The 17127-nt window shown below is 64.1% G+C and carries 10 protein-coding genes; 6 read left to right on the forward strand and 4 right to left on the reverse strand.

What is annotated here, in order from left to right:
- Positions 1 to 3: 3 nt before the first annotated feature.
- Together KFB96_RS26260 and KFB96_RS02055 are read left to right on the forward strand one after the other, a co-directional pair.
- Complete coding sequence (locus KFB96_RS26260) at positions 4 to 1164, forward strand: hypothetical protein (RefSeq protein WP_300971235.1); 1161 nt, start codon at positions 4 to 6, stop codon at positions 1162 to 1164.
- A 608-nt stretch (positions 1165 to 1772) separates the two neighbouring features.
- A complete protein-coding gene (locus KFB96_RS02055) occupies positions 1773 to 3335 on the forward strand; it encodes a PilC/PilY family type IV pilus protein (protein ID WP_300971773.1) in 1563 nt (520 codons plus the stop codon).
- 183 nt (positions 3336 to 3518) lie between these two features.
- Here KFB96_RS02055 and KFB96_RS02060 read toward each other — a convergent pair whose 3' ends face one another.
- The 3 genes from KFB96_RS02060 to KFB96_RS02070 form a co-directional block, all read right to left on the reverse strand.
- On the reverse strand, positions 3519 to 4052 hold the full coding sequence (locus KFB96_RS02060; protein ID WP_213465175.1) for a transposase: 534 nt from the start codon (positions 4050 to 4052) through the stop codon (positions 3519 to 3521).
- 353 nt (positions 4053 to 4405) lie between these two features.
- Positions 4406 to 7585, reverse strand: a complete 3180-nt coding sequence (locus KFB96_RS02065) for an efflux RND transporter permease subunit (protein ID WP_213458727.1) — start codon at positions 7583 to 7585, stop codon at positions 4406 to 4408.
- A gap of 3 nt (positions 7586 to 7588) precedes the next feature.
- Positions 7589 to 8614 (reverse strand): efflux RND transporter periplasmic adaptor subunit, encoded by a 1026-nt coding sequence (locus tag KFB96_RS02070; RefSeq protein ID WP_213458728.1) that lies wholly within the window; start codon positions 8612 to 8614, stop codon positions 7589 to 7591.
- 847 nt (positions 8615 to 9461) lie between these two features.
- Here KFB96_RS02070 and KFB96_RS02075 point away from each other — a divergent pair.
- Positions 9462 to 11906 carry a penicillin-binding protein 1A gene (locus KFB96_RS02075; RefSeq protein ID WP_300971236.1) on the forward strand — a complete coding sequence of 815 codons (2445 nt, stop codon included), beginning with the start codon at positions 9462 to 9464 and terminating at the stop codon, positions 11904 to 11906.
- A 380-nt stretch (positions 11907 to 12286) separates the two neighbouring features.
- On the opposite strand, the gene KFB96_RS02080 is transcribed toward KFB96_RS02075, so the two are convergent.
- A complete protein-coding gene (locus tag KFB96_RS02080) occupies positions 12287 to 13168 on the reverse strand; it encodes a DUF6279 family lipoprotein (protein ID WP_213458729.1) in 882 nt (293 codons plus the stop codon).
- A gap of 189 nt (positions 13169 to 13357) precedes the next feature.
- Between KFB96_RS02080 and KFB96_RS02085 the strand changes: the two genes are divergently transcribed.
- From KFB96_RS02085 to KFB96_RS02095, 3 genes are all read left to right on the forward strand, one after another.
- On the forward strand, positions 13358 to 13870 hold the full coding sequence (locus KFB96_RS02085; protein WP_213458730.1) for an MOSC domain-containing protein: 513 nt from the start codon (positions 13358 to 13360) through the stop codon (positions 13868 to 13870).
- 121 nt (positions 13871 to 13991) lie between these two features.
- Entirely contained in the window at positions 13992 to 16187 is a 2196-nt protein-coding gene (locus tag KFB96_RS02090; RefSeq protein ID WP_300971237.1) for a protein-disulfide reductase DsbD, read from the forward strand.
- Positions 16188 to 16455: 268 nt separating this feature from the next.
- Positions 16456 to 17076, forward strand: coding sequence for a thioredoxin family protein (locus tag KFB96_RS02095; RefSeq protein ID WP_213458732.1), 621 nt, complete (start codon positions 16456 to 16458; stop codon positions 17074 to 17076).
- Positions 17077 to 17127: the final 51 nt, after the last annotated feature.

Below are 17127 nucleotides of genomic sequence, written 5' to 3' on the forward strand. Positions count from 1 at the left end.
ACCATGTTTAGTCCCATGCGTTTAGGTCATGTCACTGGATTCGCGATCGCCATGCTTCTGGCGCATCCCGCGATCTTTGCCGAGGATATCGATATCTTCGTCGGTGGTACGGGAGCACAGACGGCCAAGCCGAACATTCTGTTCGTTCTGGACAACTCGGCCAACTGGAGCCGTAACGACCAGCACTGGCTGCCGAAGGGCACATCGCAGGGACAGGCGGAGGCTAGGGCGATTCGCAATGCCTTGGGTGGACTGACCGGCAAGGTCAACGTGGGGCTCATGATGTACGTGACGCAGGGAAGCCAGAACGACAATGCCTATGTGCGACATGCGATCAAGGAGCTGAACACGACCAACCAGAGCGCATTGAATACGAAGCTGGATCGCATCTACAACAATATCAACGCACCGGACGAGAAACGTCAATCCGGCCCGAAGTACGGCTATCTGATGCATGACGTTTACAATTACTTGGCCGGCAGAACCTCGCTCGACAGCGGGACCGGAACGCCGAGCGGCCTTGCGGATGCGAGCGGATACCAGACGAGCTACTCGCGATTCAGCTCCCCGCTCACCACGGCGGATCTCTGTACCGACACCTATCTGGTCTTTATCGGGAATCCGCAGAGCAGTGGTCCGTCCACCGACGATTCAAGCAATTCAAATGCGTTGTCCGCATTGGTGACGGCCGCGGGTGGTACAGCGGATCGTTTGGCCGGTTCCGGCAGCGGAACGCCGCTCCCGATTCCCAAGTTCACGCTCAACCGGCAAACGGAAGTCGAGAGCCTGGGATTAAGTAAAGACTGTTACAATAATCAGAATAGCTGCACATCCGCCGTGAATGCGGCGGGAAGCGATTGCTTGAACGCAGGGTATTCGAGCTGCGTCTGTCTCTCGACCAAGGAATCGCCGCGAGATAACGAATGCGGCAACCAAGACCGCTACATGGTCGAGGGGACGATTATCAACGAAACGATGGTACCGACCGGTGACTTTGATACGAGCAAGGGCAGGGATTGGAACCTGGATGATTGGTCGAAGTTTCTCTATGTTCAGGGGTGCCGATTCCGGGTGCAGCGGTGTCCGATCCACGCGCCCGCGTCATTACCTATACCATCGACGTCTTCAACAAGAAACAGAACGACGATCATACCGGTCTCTTGATGAGCGCCGCGAAGGTCGGCGGCGGAGGCTATTTCTTCGCGCGCAACCAGGAAACGCTCGAGGCGGTCCTGGAGACCATCATCTCCGAGATCATTTCGGTCAACTCGACCTTCGCGTCGGCATCCTTGCCGATCAGCGCGACCAACCGAGCACAGAACGAAAACCAGGTCTTCATCGGGATGTTTCGCCCCGAGCCGTATGCGAAGCCGCGCTGGTTCGGCAATGTCAAACGCTACCAACTTGCGCGATTCGACACGGGGATCGACCTTGCCGACGTCGATAAACGGCCTGCGGTGAATACGCTCTCCGGGTTTGTCGCCGAGTGCGCCTCGAGCTTCTGGACACAGGGCTCGGTCGACTACTGGGCGGGCTTGGGCGTCGTCCCGGATCCCATGGGCCAGTGCCGCGCGGCGGGCAGTCCCTACTCGGATCGGCCGGATGGACCCTTTGTCGAGAAGGGTGCCGCCGGTCAGATGCTGCGTCTCTCCGATATCGCGAATCGCAAGGTCCTGACCCGATCGGGCGAGGCGCTGGTCGCCTTCAATACCTTGAACAGCGGGCTTGCCTCGGATCTCGTCGACTATACCCGCGGCATGGATGTCGATCTGATGGACAAGAGCAATACTCAGACGGATCCGCGGCCGACGATTCACGGGGATATCGTGCATTCACGGCCGCTGCCGATCAACTACGGCGGCAACGCCGGTGTCGTGGTCTATTACGGAACGAATGACGGGATGCTGCGCGCTGTCGATGCGGAGAACGGCTCGGAGCGCTGGTCATTCATCGCGCGTGAGCATTTCAGCAAGCTCGCGCGTCTGCGGGCGAATGAACCGCTCGTGGCCTATCCGAACCAGGACCAGGCGGCCAATCCGCTCCCGAAGGATTATTTCTTCGACGGATCGATCGGACAGGTCGTGGAATACGACGATGCGGATCTTATCGACCGGGCCTGGATCTTTCCGACGATGCGACGCGGTGGACGGATGGTCTATGCGTTCGACGTGACGACCCCGGACTCGCCGGCGTTGATGTGGCGTGCCGGGTGCCCGAACGTCGGCGACGATGTCGATTGCATGGGTGGCCTTGCCGGCCTGGGTCAGACGTGGTCGATCCCGAATGCCGGATTCGTTCAAGGGTATGCCGCGGGCGCAGAACCGGTGCTGGTGATGGGCGGCGGCTACGATGGGTGTGAAGACGCGGACGTGACGACCCCGAGCTGCGGCAGCAGCAAGGGGCGCGCTGTTTACATCCTGGATGCCGAAACCGGCGGGGTGTTGGCTTCCTTCCCAACTGATCGGCCCGTCCCGGCGGATGTCAGTCTGGTGGACCTGGATTACGACGGCTTCATGGATGTTGCCTACGCGGCGGACACGGGCGGCAACCTGTATCGCATCAATTTTATCGACCCGGTCACGGGCGGCGCGCTGGCGCCGGGCGATTGGCAGATGCTCAAGGTGGCACGGACTCAAGGCAGCGCGCGAAAGTTTCTCTACGGGCCTGCGGTGATGGCGTATCGCGATATGGTCTATTTGGCCTTGGGATCGGGTAACCGAGAACGGCCGTTGGAGACCAATTATCCCTATACCTCCGATGTCCAGGATCGCTTTTACGTGTTTCTCGACAAGCCGAGAGAGGATCCTGCCGACGTGGCAACGGGAACCTATCCGTACAATCTGGACGACGCGACCCTCATGCACAATCGCACGGTGAATCCCGGATGCGACGCGGCCGGCGTGGTGCCGGGCACGGTGCAGCGGGGCTGGTTCATGGATCTCCCGAACCGCGGCGAACAGACGGTGACGAATGCGATCATCGTCGCCGGCATGGCAACCTTCAGCACCTCCCGACCCGGCGGAACCGCTGTCGGGATCTGCGCACGGCCGATCGGCATTGCGGCCGGCTACTGGGTGAACCTCTTCAACGGATCAGGTGCAATCGGCGTGACCGAGACCTGCGGCGGCTCGCGCTCTCGCGAGCTGGCCGGCGGGGGACTGCCCCCGGCACCCGTGCTCGCAACCGTGCCGATCGACGGCAAACCCACGATGGTCGTCATCGGCGCACCACCGCGAGACGGCTCCACCGGCACACCCATCAGCCCCCAGGAGATCAAACCCGCCATCACCCACAAACGCACCCGCCTCTTCTGGAGCAGCGACGTCGATCGCTAACCCCACCACCACCAAACCGTAGGATGGGTAGAGCGAAGCGAAACCCATCCTCCCACCACCACCACCAAACCGTAGGATGGGTAGAGCGAAGCGAAACCCATCCTCTCACCACCACCAAACCGTAGGATGGGTAGAGCACAGCGAAACCCATCCTCCCACCTCCGACACTGCCGGTTCGGTACGTCACCTCTCCTCCAAATCCAGGTCCTCCAACCCTCCACCCCCGCACCAATCCTCCGGATACACGCCCAACCGAACACAACGATGGAAGGACGAATAAGGCCAATCCTTAACCCGGTCGACGAAGCCGTGTTTCACCGGGTTGTAATGGATATAGTCGAACCTTGTGGCATAACCTCGATGGTCGCGGATCGTATGCTCCCAGAAGCGTCTTTGCCAAACGCCTCGTTCGTTCTTTCGGCGCCGGCTTTCGCTGATGGTTTCATCGGCTGGTATTGCCTTTGAGAAGTTTGATTTGATTTGGCGCCAACGTCGACTGTAATCGCTGTCATTCTCCGGCAGAGACCAGAGGCAATGGAGATGCGAGGGCAAGATCACGATCGCGTCGATCTCGAATGGGTGGCGGGTGCGGACAGCGCGAAAGGCGGCGCGTAGAGGGTCGATGTGATCGGTGAGGAGGGTTCGCGCGTGATCTTCGAGTCGGAGGGTGAAGAAGTAGACGCCTCCGGGGACTCGGAAGCGGCGGTAGTTGGTCATCCGGAGTGTTTTCCGTCTTGGGCGGCGCTGGGGGGCTTGGGTGGAGCGAGTATACACCGAAGGTGTTATTTTGGCGCTTCGCTCTGGGGGCGTTTGGCGCGGAGGTCGGTGGTGGGAGGATGGGTTTCGCTGCGCTCTACCCATCCTACGGGTGTGGTGGTGGGTGGGAGGATGGGTTTCGCTGCGCTCTACCCATCCTACGGGTGTGGTGGTGGGTGGGGGATGGGTTTCGCTTCGCTCTACCCATCCTACGGGTGTGGTGGTGGGTGGGGGGATGGGTTTCGCTGTGCTCTACCCATCCTACGGGTGTGGTGGTGGGTGGGGGGGATGGGTTTCGCTTCGCTCTACCCATCCTACGTTATTTGGCGGGTTTTGGTTTTGCGGTGGGCGCGTTTGGCGGCGCGTTTTTCTTCCCATTCGGTGAGGAGGTCCCAGGCGACGGGGACGATGAAGAGTGTGAGGAAGGTGGCGGTGGCGAGGCCGGTGACGAAGGTGGAGGCCATGGAGCCCCAGATGACGGAGTAGCTGGGGATGCCGATGGCCATCGGCATGAGCCCTAATGTCGTGGTCAGGGTGGTGAGGACGATGGGGCGCAGGCGCAGGCGCACGCCTTCGCGAATGGCGGCGTGGCGGTCGAGGCCGTCTCGGTAGCGTTGGTTGATGAAGGAGAGCAGGACGAGCGCGTCGTTGACGACGACGCCGGTGACGCCGACGACGGCGATGAAGCTGTTGACGGTGAAGAGCGACTGGGTGACGACCTTGCCGAAGACAATCCCGATGATGGAGAACATGACCGCGGAGAGGATGATCAGCGGTTGGGTGTATGACTTGAACTGGGTTGCGAGGATGAGGTACATCAGCAGCACGGCGAGGCCGAACGCCTGTGCGAGGCTGTCGAAGGAGCGCTGGGTTTCTTCGAACTCGCCGCCGAAAACCAGCGTAGCCCCGGGGTAGAGCCCGCGCAGCTCCGGATACTGAGCACGCACCCAGGCGATGACTTGGGCGGAGGAGATCGGGGCGCCGGAGCGGATATTGGCCGTGACGGTCAGGCTGCGTTGGCGTTGATAGCGTTTGAGCTCGCCGGGCTGGACCTCGGCGATGGGCTGGACGATGTCGCGCAGCAGCACCGGTCCGGAGGGGTGTTCGAGGACCGGGATATCGAGCGCGGCCTCGGGTGCGTCCAGATAGGCGGGGTCGACGCGGAGCTTGAGGTCGACCTCTTCGTCGCTCAGACGGTACTTGCCGATGTAGCGCCCGTCGAGGACCGACGCGGCCATGCGTGCGGCATCGCCCGCGGTGAGACCGAGCTCGCGGGCTCGCGATTCGTCGACGGCAAGCCGAAAGACGCGCGAGGGGATGCCGCGATCGTCCTGAAGATCGAGCAGATTCGGACCGAATTCGGGATGCTCGCGCAGCCGCTGCAACAGATCCGCACTCAGGCCCCGCACGGCCGCTTCGTTCGATCCGGCGATCTGGACGTTGATGTCCTTTCCGGTGGGCGGGCCGTCTTTCTCGGCGCGGACGCGGATTCGGACTCCGGGCTCGGCGAACTGCTCGATGAGACGCTCGCGGATCCTGTCGAGGTGGTCCAGCGGGTCGTCGAAGGCTTGATCGGCCTTGCTCGGCAGCGCGACCATGACCGTGCCCAGATGTCGGCCCAGCTCGTCCTCGTAGTCCTCGCTGACGGTGAAGCCGGCAAAGCCCGCAGCGGAGCGTGCGTAGCCGGGGCCGTCGGCCATGATGAAGCGAGCGACCGCCTTCACGCGTTCGTGCGTCTGCGCGATCGGCGTCTCGGGCGCGCCTTCGATGAAGGCATAGTAGGTGGAGTAGTCGTCCGGGAAGAACTGGATGCGCACCAAGGGCGCAATGCCGGCGATCGAGACGCCGAGGACGGCGATGGCCGTCAGGAAGGCGACGAGCACCACCGAGAGGCTCAGCACCCGAAAGCGCATGGTGACCCGGATCAGGCGATCGGTCATGCGTCGGAGAAGGCGCATCGAGCGGTTCTCCCGCTCGCGCTGTGTCGCGCTTCGGCCGGCTGCGTGTGTCTTCGGGCGCGGTCCGAAATCAAGGTAGTGCAGGGGCAGGATCAACAAGCACTCGAACAGCGAAGCGACGATGGCAAAGCTCACCGCCTTGGGGATGAGCGCGAAGAACTCGCCCGTGGAGCCGGTCATGATCAGCATCGGCAGGAAGGCCGCGACCGTCGTGGCGGTCGCGGAGATCACCGGCCAGGCGACCTCCGCGGTACCCTCCACGATCGCCTGCTCGATCGGCTCGCCGTCCTGGACATGGCGGTAGATGTTCTCCACCACGACGATGGCGTCGTCGACGATGATCCCGGAGACCAGCACGAAGCTGAAGAGGGTGAACTCGTTGAGCGAGTTGCCGGTCAGATGCATCAGCACCGCGGTGACCATGAAGGAGAAGGGAATCCCGACGGTGACCAGGCCGGCGTTGCGTATCCCCATGAAGTACCAGAGGATGAGACTGACCAGCAGGACCCCGACGATCATGTTCCAGCCGAGGGTCCGGATCGATTCCTTGATGTAGGTTGTCGAGTCCAGCGTGAGGACCACCTCGATCCCTTCCTGCTCGAGAAGCGGCGCGACCTCCTCGAGGATCGCCTCGGCCGCGGCGTAGATCTCCATCGCATTGCCGCCCTCGGCCTTGAGCAGCCGCAGTGCGACACCGTCCTTGCCGTCGGCGGAGGTGATGATGTTCGGGGTGCGATAGCCGAGGCTGGCGTCCGAGATCAGGTCGTCGACGGTGACGAAGGAGCCGTCGGCATCGCGGCGCACGACGGTGCCGACGACTTGATCGCGCGTGCGGAAGCGCTCGTCCACACGCACCATGTACTCGCCGGTGCCGTCGCTGAAGTCGCCGGCGGGGAGGGTGACATTGGCGTCCTGCAAGGCGACGGCGACCTGATCCAGGCTCACGCCATGCGACTTGAGCTTCCAGGGATCGAGAAAGATGTGGAACTCGCGTCGCTGCTCCCCGTCGAGCTTCACCTCGGTGACCCCGTGGATCTGGGCCATGCGGATCTGCAATTCCTTCGCGATCAAGGATAAGGCGCGGTTGGAGCGATCGCCGACGAGGTTGATCGCGACGACCGGGAGCCAAAACGAGGTGCGGATCAGGTCGAAGCGCGGCGGGTCGACGCCTTCGGGAAGACGCCCCAGGATGCTGAGCACGCGAAAGCGAAGTTCGTCGTAGAGTGCGCCGTAATCGGTGTCGTCGCGAAACTTCACGACCAGGGTCGAGCGCTCGCGCACCGAGTTGGAGCGGATGAGCTCGACGTGCTCCAGGCCGTCGAGCGCCAGCTCGATCTCGCGTGTCACCAGGGCTTCGACATCGCGTGGGGAGGCGCCCGGATAGATCGTGGTGATGATGACCTTGCCGAAGTTGACCTCGGGATAACGCTCGGTCGGCAGGGCATCGAGCGCGAAGATGCCCGCGACGATCATGAAGACGAACAGCAGGTTGAAGAGCACCCGCTGCCGCAGGGTGAAGCGAACGACAGCGCGCACGGGTCAGCGACTCCCGACCGTGCGAATCCGATCGCCGGGCTTCAGCCCCGGGGCCGTGACCCGGATAAGCTCCGGATTCAGCGCGTCGGGTCCGAGCGGCAGCGCCGAAACCCGCTCCCCGCTCTCGCGAATGACCCAGGATTCTTCGTAGCTGGAGTCGATCGCGGAAGGCGGGAGACTGACGGCGCCCGTGGCCTCGGGCAGGCGCAAGCGTAAGCGCACGCGCAGTCCGCCGCGAGCGGGTTCGACCGTATCGGTCAGGGCCAGCTCCACGGCGATCTTGCGGGTCTCCGGGTCGAACCCGGGGTTGACGCGGTGGATACGCGCCCGGATCGCAGGGTCGGTCGTATTTCCTAAGTCCATGACTTCCAGGGCGAGATCGGAGCGAGTCTGCTCAAGGGCAACGAACTGCTCCGGGGTCAGGGCGAAGGGGACCAAAAGGGTCGAGAAATCCGCCGCACGTCCGACCGTTTCGCCGCCGCGCACCCATTGCCCGAGCTCGACATTGCGGGCGGTGACCGACCAGCCGACGGGTGCCGAGATGGTCGCGCGCGCGAGCCGCTCTTGGAGCATGCGCCGTTTGACATCCAGCGCCCGCGAGGCGTGGCTGTTGTCGCGCAGGGACTGCTCGAGCGTCTCCAGTTGGGAGGCCGAAGCGCTGTTTTGGCGTACGAGCTCCCGAAATCGCGTGACCTCGCGTTGATCGTAGTCGACCTGCGAGCGCAGACGCTCCTCCTGGACGCCGACCTCCTCGAGATCGAGCAGCAGGAACGTGGTGTCCAGTTGAGCGAAGCGACCGCTGTCGTCGATCCGGTCGCCGACATCGGCGAAGAGCGCTTGGACCCGTCCGTCCGACTCCGCCACCAAGGGTGCCTCGGCGAGGGCGCGGGTAAATCCCACGAGTGCGATCTCGCGCATCGCCGGGACCGCGGTGACCAGGGTCGGCTCGGAGATGTCGGCGGCGGCGACACCCTCGAGCGCGGCGATCAAGAGACAAGCCGCGGAGGCGGTGAGTCGAAGAAACCTCATGCGCGACACGGTTTGCGCCGACAGTGCCGAGTCGGTCCACGGCTCGGATGGACATCGCGGGGGGTCGAATCCAGTTCGCGCATCACAAGCTCTACTCCTGCCTTGTTCGTCACTGCGGCCATGGCGGCACGTGGCGCAGAGCGCCACGGGGCATGCGTGACACCGCGGAGCGGGTGTCACGAGCCCTTATAGGTTTTGGGTGGCCGGTCGAAATAACGAGGCCCTCTCGCCCCTGTGTAAACGCGCCGACGCTGTCGGACTCGCCGACGACTGGCTGATGAGCGGATCGGGTGGAGTGCCCGATCGAGCGCTGCCGGCGCAGGGTGCCCTAGTGTATACCGAGCGCACGTGGGTTTTTCGCCGCGTTGCACGCCCCGCTTTCGCCTGGCCGGCGTTGCGCCCCCTCGCCGTATGGGCTGCTACGCTGCGTCGGCGCGCCTTCGCCGACACGCGCGGAACGCACCTTGCTTTCCGAAAAACCCACGCGCGCTCGGTATACAATCGCTTTCAACAACAACGATGATGAAGAGACTTGCTGCGCCCGGGAGACCTCCGCGTCGACCGGGCGAGGCGGGCGGAGGGGCTCTTGAACCGACAGTCCGATAGCTCGATGCCGGGATCCGGCGGTGGTGTGCGGCCCGGGAACCGCTCGACGGAGCGCGAAAGGGTTCGTTTCGATTTCGGACCCGGCTCCGCCTCTGATTCCGATTCCGATTCCGATCCCGGCTTGGAGCCGGGCGCGCGCTCGGATCCACCCCGTCCGCGTTCGACGGCCGGAAGGCCCTCGGGACGTGTCGCGCGCACCAAGCATCGCAGCAATCGGGGTTCGTCACGGCGCAGTCGCTCCGTGTTCGGTTGGTTTTTCGGATTTCTCGGCGTCTTGGGCGCGCCGCTGCAACTGCTTGCATTGGGTCTGCTCGGGGCGGGTGTCTTCGTGTCGGTCCATGCCCCGGAGCTGCCGAGTGTGGAGAGTCTGCGTCAGGTCCAGTTCGAGGAGCCGCTGCGGGTCTTCAGCAGCGACGGCGGCCTGATCGCCGAGTTCGGTATCGAGCGCCGCCGTCCGGTGGCCTACGACGACATCCCGCCCCTGGTGGTCAACGCCTTCCTCGCGACCGAGGATGCACGCTTCTTCGAGCACGGCGGGGTCGATGCGATCGGCATCGGCCGCGCCTTGCTGAGCTTCGCCTCCACCGGCACCAAGGCCCAGGGCGGCAGCACCATCACGATGCAGGTGACCCGCAACTTCCTGCTCAGCTCGGAGAAGACCTTCCAGCGCAAGCTCGCCGAGGTCTTGCTCACGCTGCAGGTCGAACGAACCTTGACGAAGGATCAGATCCTCGATCTGTATCTGAATCAGATCTTTTTCGGTCACCGCGCCTACGGCATCTCGGCCGCGGCCGCGCTTTATTACGACAAGGAGCTCGACGAGCTCACCCCCGCCGAGGCGGCGATGTTGGCCGGCATTCCGAAGGCGCCGTCCAGCAACAACCCCGTCACCAATCCCGAGCGCGCACTCGAGCGACGCGACTACATCCTCTCGCGCATGCTCGAGCTGGGTCAGATCGACCGGGAGGAGTACGAGATTGCGGTCTTGACGCCCGATATGGCGCGACTGCATCGCCGTCAGCCGGATCTCGACGCGGGTTACGTCGCGGAGATGGCGCGCCAGACCGTTGTCCAGCATTACGGCGAGGAAGCCCTCAGCCAAGGCTTTCGGGTGACCACCACGGTCGATGCGCGGTTGCAGCGCGCCGCGCAGGCGGCGGTGCGCCGGGCGCTGCGCGATTACGACCGACGCCACGGCTATCGCGGCGCCGAGGCCAAGATCGATCTCGACGGCGCTTCGGATGCCGACATGGACGCCTATCTCGAGACCGTCACGCGGATCCCGGACCTGACGCCCGGGTTGGTGACCCGCGCCTCCAGCGGCGAGGCGGAGATCTACATCGGCTCCGGGCGTCGTGTCGAGCTGGGTATCAAACAGGTGTCCTGGGCGCAGGAGTTTCGCAACGCGAATTGGCGCGGCCCCCGGCCGAGACGGGTGACGGATGTCCTCGCGGTCGGCGATCTCGTTCGACTGCAGCATGACGGGCAGGCCATGACGGACCAGTGCAGGACGGCGAGGGCCGTTGGGAGCTCGGTCAGACTGCCGAGTGTCGCGGGTGCCTTGGTCTCGATCGCGCCGCAGGACGGCGCGGTCCGCGCCTTGGTGGGCGGCTATTCGTTCAACGCGAGCAAGTTCAACCGGGCGGTCGACATGCGCCGTCAGCCGGGTTCGAGCTTCAAGCCTTTCGTCTTCGCCGCGGCGCTTCACGAGGGGTGGACACCGGCGAGCCTGATCAAGGACGAGGCGGTGCAGCTGACGGGTCGCCAGGATTGGAACCCGCGCAACTCCGATCGCAAGGAGATGGGGCCGATCCGAATGCGGAGCGCCCTGGCGCTCTCGCGCAATCTGGCCGCCATCAATCTGCTGCAGAGCGTCGGTTTGGAGGATGCTCAAAACTACATCCGGGCATTCGGATTCGATCTGGATGCCATGCCCTTGGGCCTGTCCATGGCGCTGGGGACCGGCGAGATGTCGCCGATGAAGCTGGCCGAAGGCTACGCCGTATTCGCCAACGGCGGCTTCCATGTGACGCCCTATTTCATCCAACGCATCGAGAGCGGCGACGGACGGGTCCTGTTCGAGTCGCGCGCACCGCGATCCTGCTCAGACTGTTGGTACCGCTACGGCGATACGTCCGCACGGGTGCAGGGCCTGGAAGCCGGCCCTGCGGCCTCGCAGGTGATCGACCCGCGGATCGCCTATCAGATGACGTCGTTGCTGCGCGAGGTTGTCGAGACGGGCACGGGAACACGTGCCAAGAAACTCAATCGCAAGGACATCGTCGGCAAAACGGGCACCACGAACGACGTGCGCGATTCTTGGTTTGCCGGCTATCAAGCCGACTTCGTCACCATTGCATGGATGGGCTTCGACGACTTCGAGAAGCTCGGTCGCGGCGAGGAGGGTGGTCGGGCCGCGCTCGGGATGTGGGCCGATTTCATGGGCGCAGCGCTCGAGGATCTCCCGATCGCGCAGCTCGATCCGCCACCCGGGATGGTGCAGGTGCGTGTCGACCCGACCCGCGGGACCGAGACCAAGGCCAAGAGCGGCATCCTCGAGATGGTGAACGAGGAATTCAGCAAGGCCCTGCTCGGCCCCGAGCCGGTCAGGATCGCGGGTCCGACCAGAAAGGCCGATACCTCCGTGCGCCGATCCGCGCCCAGAGTGATGGACGACCTCTTCTAAACTAAACCGCGTCCCGAACCATTTTGGACGTTTGGTGTGGACGTCAACTGTTTTGGAATTCAAGAGGTTGGAGCTGGACGCGGTTTAGAAGATAACAGAAATACAAATTCACGAACTGCCTCCGCACGCGCCGTAGGGACAAGCGCCGCGCAGTCCACCAGCGCCGCCGCGGGGTTTGGTGGACTTCGCTCTCGCTCGTCCACCCTACCGAATGATCAGCTTGGAGGATGGGTTTCGCTGCGCTCTACCCATCCTACGTGTTTTGGTTTTTGAATCTTTTGAATTCTTGAACCGCGTCGACCGCCGAGGCTGTTGGCCCCGAGAAGGCCGGAGCATCATGTCACGCATACATGTCCCTCCGGACGCGGTTCAATCCCGGTTCAACAGGTTATCTGCGCCATCTTCGGCTGCTTCTGCAGCTTCATAAAATCATCGTGAAGGCTGCGTAAGCGCTTGTTCAAGCGATCCCGTTGACTGGCGTCGAGGGTCTTGCCGAGGCTGACGAAGAGCTCGCCGATCCGCTCGCCCAGCCGTTGGCCGCCTTGCTCGAGATCCGGCGGCAGATCGTTGAAGTCGACGAGCCAGTCGGTGAGGAAGTGCTTGATCTCGGGCTCGGGGGCCTCGGCCCGGATCAGCGCCATCAAGCGCTCGCGTTTGGCGGTGCGATACTCGACTAGACTTGCTTGGGTGTCGGGCATGCGCCCGGTCACCTCCATGACGATCGCCCGTTGCTCCGCGCTCAGCGGGCCGGTCCAGTCCTCGATGGATTTGACGTAGCGACGGGCGCGTTTCTCTTTCTCGCGGTTGCTGCTGCGCTCGGCAAGCTCGGCGCGATCCTCGGCCGCCTCTTTGCGAAAGCGCTCGTCCAGGCGCTCGATCTGCGCCGGGGTCAACTCGGCCAGAAGCGGTGCGGCGAGGGTCACGGCGAATCGCGCCTGGCGGCTGTAGAGATCGCGAAATTCGCCGGTGAGGCAGGCCATGTTGCTTGCGTCGAAACCCGCCTCGCTGGCCGTGAGGATGTGATCGAAATAGGCCGCCAGATAGGGCAGCTCCTCGGCGCGATGACGCGTCAGCTCGGCGCCGAGAAGGGGCTCCCAGCGCTCGAGCTGGGCCTGCTCCAGGTCCAGGTAGTCTTTGGCATAGGTCTTCACGAGAAAATCGCCGGTGTTGTAGGCGATGCCGATACGGCTGCATCCCGCGAGCGTGAGGGCGATCGCGACGAGGACCGCGGCGAGGCGGATCGGGAGAAGGAGTCGGGGCATAGCGAGTGTCGTCTGGTTAAGGTTGATCTTGGCCGAAAGACAGCGCAGACGTGAACCTTATCAGTCCGCGCAGAGGCTGTCCGCGGTTGGACGGCGTCGAGGCCGAATGGATCCCGCAGGCGAGGAGCATGTCTTGTCCTGTGGTCTGTTGCCCCGAACTTGACCCGTTTCAAGCCACAGGTGCAGCGCATGGATTCTCTTTCGGATCTGATTGCCCGATTTCCGCATCCGGGCGAGGTTACGTGGATCGGTCGACGGCCGGCGCGAAGGGCGGATGTGATCCCCTGCACCGAGGTGACGGCGTTGGTCGGGCGCGGCCTCGAGGGCGATCATTACGCGGGGCGATCGGGATCGCGCGGCGTGACGCTCGTGCAGGCCGAGCACCTCGCGGTCTTGGGCGCGCTCTTGCACCGGGATCCGATCGACCCCGCATTGCTGCGGCGTAATCTGGTCGTCGCAGGTGTCAACCTCTTGGCACTCAAAGGCCAACGGTTTCGCATCGGGACGGCGGTACTCGAAGGGACGGGTCCGTGCCCGCCCTGCTCGCGTATGGAGGAAGCGCTGGGTCCCGGTGGCTACAACGCCATGCGCGGTCACGCCGGACTGAACGCTCGGGTGGTCACGGGCGGGACGATCCGGCTTGGTGATGCCGTTATTCCGCTGCTTGCCGAGATCGATCGAGAGGACACTTTTCCGCGATGAAATGCCCCTTCGCTGCTCCACTGATCAAGGCCACGGCGGCCTGCCCTTACGCGGCGTTGGGCGAGGATATGACAGGGTTCAAACTGGAACGGCGTGCGGGGCGGCGCAGGTGATGGGCGGGATGTGCATCGCGCCGTCGTCGAGCATCGCTTATCGCCGATCGGCGTATTGCCGGTTTTTTCAAACGGGTCTCGCCCTTCTCGTTCTCTTCCTCGTCTGGTCGGGCTCGGTCTCGGCCAACCTGGTCACGACCGAGAATGTGACGGCACGCTTGGTCGCGGAGCGGATCGAGATTGCGCCGGGCGAGACGATGGATCTGGCCCTGGTGTTCGAGATTCGACCGGGCTGGCACACCTACTGGCGTAATCCGGGCGACTCGGGCGATCCGCCGCGTGTGGATTGGACTCTGCCGGAGGGGGTTGAAGCCGGTCCGTTGAGCTGGCCGCGACCCGAGGTGATCCCGGTCGGTCCTTTGGCCAATTACGGGTACTCCGAGCGCGTCGTTCACCTGGTTGCCCTCTCCGTGCCGGCTGATTGGCCGATCGGCGAGCCCGTGCGCATCCGCGCGGATGTCGAGTGGCTGGTGTGCGAAGAGCACTGTGTACCGGAATCGGGTCGCTTCGATCTGACGCTTCCGACCGGATCCGGGGCCGGCGCCGGGGTCGAAGCCGGGGTCGGATCGGGTCCGATCGATCAGGCGCAGGCGGAGGTCTTTGCCGCCGCCCGCGCGGGTTTGCCGGACGGGCGGATCGAAGGCGCCGTGCTCGGTGCCGCGGGCGCGGGGCTCGGTCTCGTTATCCCGGCGGACGGGCTGCCGGAGGCGATCGACGGGGCCTGGTTCTTTGCCGGCGAATGGGGTCTGATCGAGCACGCCGCGGAGCAGCCTTGGCGCTTGGTCGACGGCCACCTGCGGATCGATCTGTCGCCCGGCGCCTTGGCGGATCAAGTTGCGCCAGATGGGCTGCTGGTGGTCGCGAACGCGCTCGGGGAGGTGCGCTCCTACGAGGTCGCGGCGGTGCGTGGACCGCTCCTCGAAGACGTTGCTCGGGATCGCCCGATCGGATTGCCGCTCGCCTTCGTCTTCGCCCTGCTCGGCGGCCTGATCCTGAACCTGATGCCGTGCGTCTTTCCGATCCTGGCGATGAAGGCGTTGAGTTTGATCAACGGCTTGTCCGGGCAAGGCCCGGAGGCGGCGCGCGAGCGCGTTCTCCACGGCGTCGCCTACACGGCGGGGGTGCTGCTGTTTTTTGCCGGGCTTGCGGTGCTCCTGTTGGCGCTGCGCGCCGGTGGGGCGGCCGTCGGTTGGGGTTTTCAGCTCCAGTACCCGCCCTTCGTCGCCTTCATGGCCTACGTCTTTTTCGTGATCGGTCTGAGTCTCGCGGGCGCGGTCACACTGGGCGCCCGGTTGATGAGCCTGGGTGGCGCCCGAACGGGATCGGGCACCGCGGGTGCCTTCGGAACCGGCGCTCTGGCGGCCTTGGTTGCCGCACCCTGCACCGCGCCCTTTATGGGAGTTGCCTTGGGCTATGCCGTCACCCTGAGCTGGCCGCTCGCGTTGGCGATCATGCTGACCCTGGGGTTCGGCTTGGCGCTGCCTTTCCTAGCATTGTCGCTGCTCCCGCGGTTGGCCCGTCTGCTGCCCAAACCGGGTGCCTGGATGGAGACCCTCAAGCAGGCGCTCGCCTTCCCGATGTTCGCGGCTGCGGCCTGGTTGGTCTGGGTCCTGAGCGTGCAGACCGGATCGGCGGGGGTCGCGCTGGTGCTCGGCGGTCTGGTCCTTTTGGCCTTCGGACTCTGGTTGCGCGAGCACACGCGCAGCCTGCCTTCGATGCGGCGGCGCTGGGGTCTCGCCGCGACCTCGGCGGCGCTGATCGGCGCCCTGTATCTCGGGGTTGCGACCGATCGGCTGGCGGCGCCGACGCTGTCCGAGGGCGAGGTGTCCGCGAGCGGACTCGCGAGCGAGCCCTATTCGCCGGAGCGTCTCGCCGCGGCGATTGATGCGCGCCGACCGGTCTTCGTCAACATGACGGCCGCGTGGTGCATCACCTGTTTGGTGAACGAGCGCGTTGCCTTGAGCGCGTCGGACGTCGCGCGGAGCTTCTCGGATGCCGGGGTGTTGTATCTCAAGGGCGATTGGACCAACCGCGATCCTGCGATCACGGCCTATCTCGCCGATCACGGGCGCAACGGCGTCCCGCTCTATGTCTTCTATCCGCCCGACGGGGAACCGCAGGTCCTGCCGCAGATCCTGACCGAGGAGATGGTGCTGCGCGCAATCCGCTCGTCGGCACCGGGTTCGTCGGGGCGCGATGGATAGGTCGAGCCCGAGACGTCGCGTCTCGGTGGTCCTAAACCGCGTCCAAAGCGAGATGCTCACTTTCGAGTGAGCTCGACGTTTGTTGCATCCGCTGCCCCTAGCGGGGACGCGGTTTAAAATAATATATTTTTTAATCTCTTAAACCGCGCCGGCTCCAGCGGTCGTGAAATCCGCCGGGGCCGATCCCATCCAAAAACATCGCATATCGCACTGGGCGCGGTTTAAGCATCCTGATGACTGATCACCCACCAGAGAGAAGGAGAGAACCATGAAGCAGGCTTTTCCGAAGACCCTTGTGTTGGGCGCTGTCGCCTTGGCGGCGACGCTGACCTTCGGCGTCGCCGTCGCGGCCCCCAAGATCGACGCTCCGGCACCGGATTTCAGCGTCGTGGACACTGCAGGCGAGACCTGGACCCTCGGCGGACTTGCGGGCAAAAAGGTCATCCTGGAATGGACGAATCACGATTGCCCGTTCGTGGTCAAACACTATGCCTCGGGCAACATGCAGGCCCTGCAGAAGGAGGCGACCGATGCGGGTTATGTCTGGCTGTCGGTGATCTCGTCGGCTTCGGGCAAACAGGGGCATGTGAGTCCGGCGAAGGCCGATGACCTCACGGATGACCGAGGCGCTGCGCCGACCGCGGTCCTGCTCGACACCTCAGGGGACATGGGCCGCGCTTACGATGCGAAGACCACGCCGCATATGTACGTCATCGATTCCGAAGGGTCTCTGGTGTACATGGGCGGCATCGACGATAAGCCGACGAGCAATCAGGCCGACATCGCGGGTGCGAGCAACTACGTGCGTCTCGCCATGGCCGATCTGGCTGCGGGCAACCCGGTGACCACCCCGGTGACTCGGCCCTACGGGTGCTCGGTGAAGTACTGATGCGTCGGCTTTGAATCTGGCGGGCGGGACTGTAGACTTCAGCGTTTTCCC

The sequence above is a fragment of the Thiocapsa sp. genome (genome assembly GCF_018399035.1).
In the GTDB taxonomy this organism is placed as follows: Bacteria; Pseudomonadota; Gammaproteobacteria; order Chromatiales; family Chromatiaceae; genus Thiocapsa.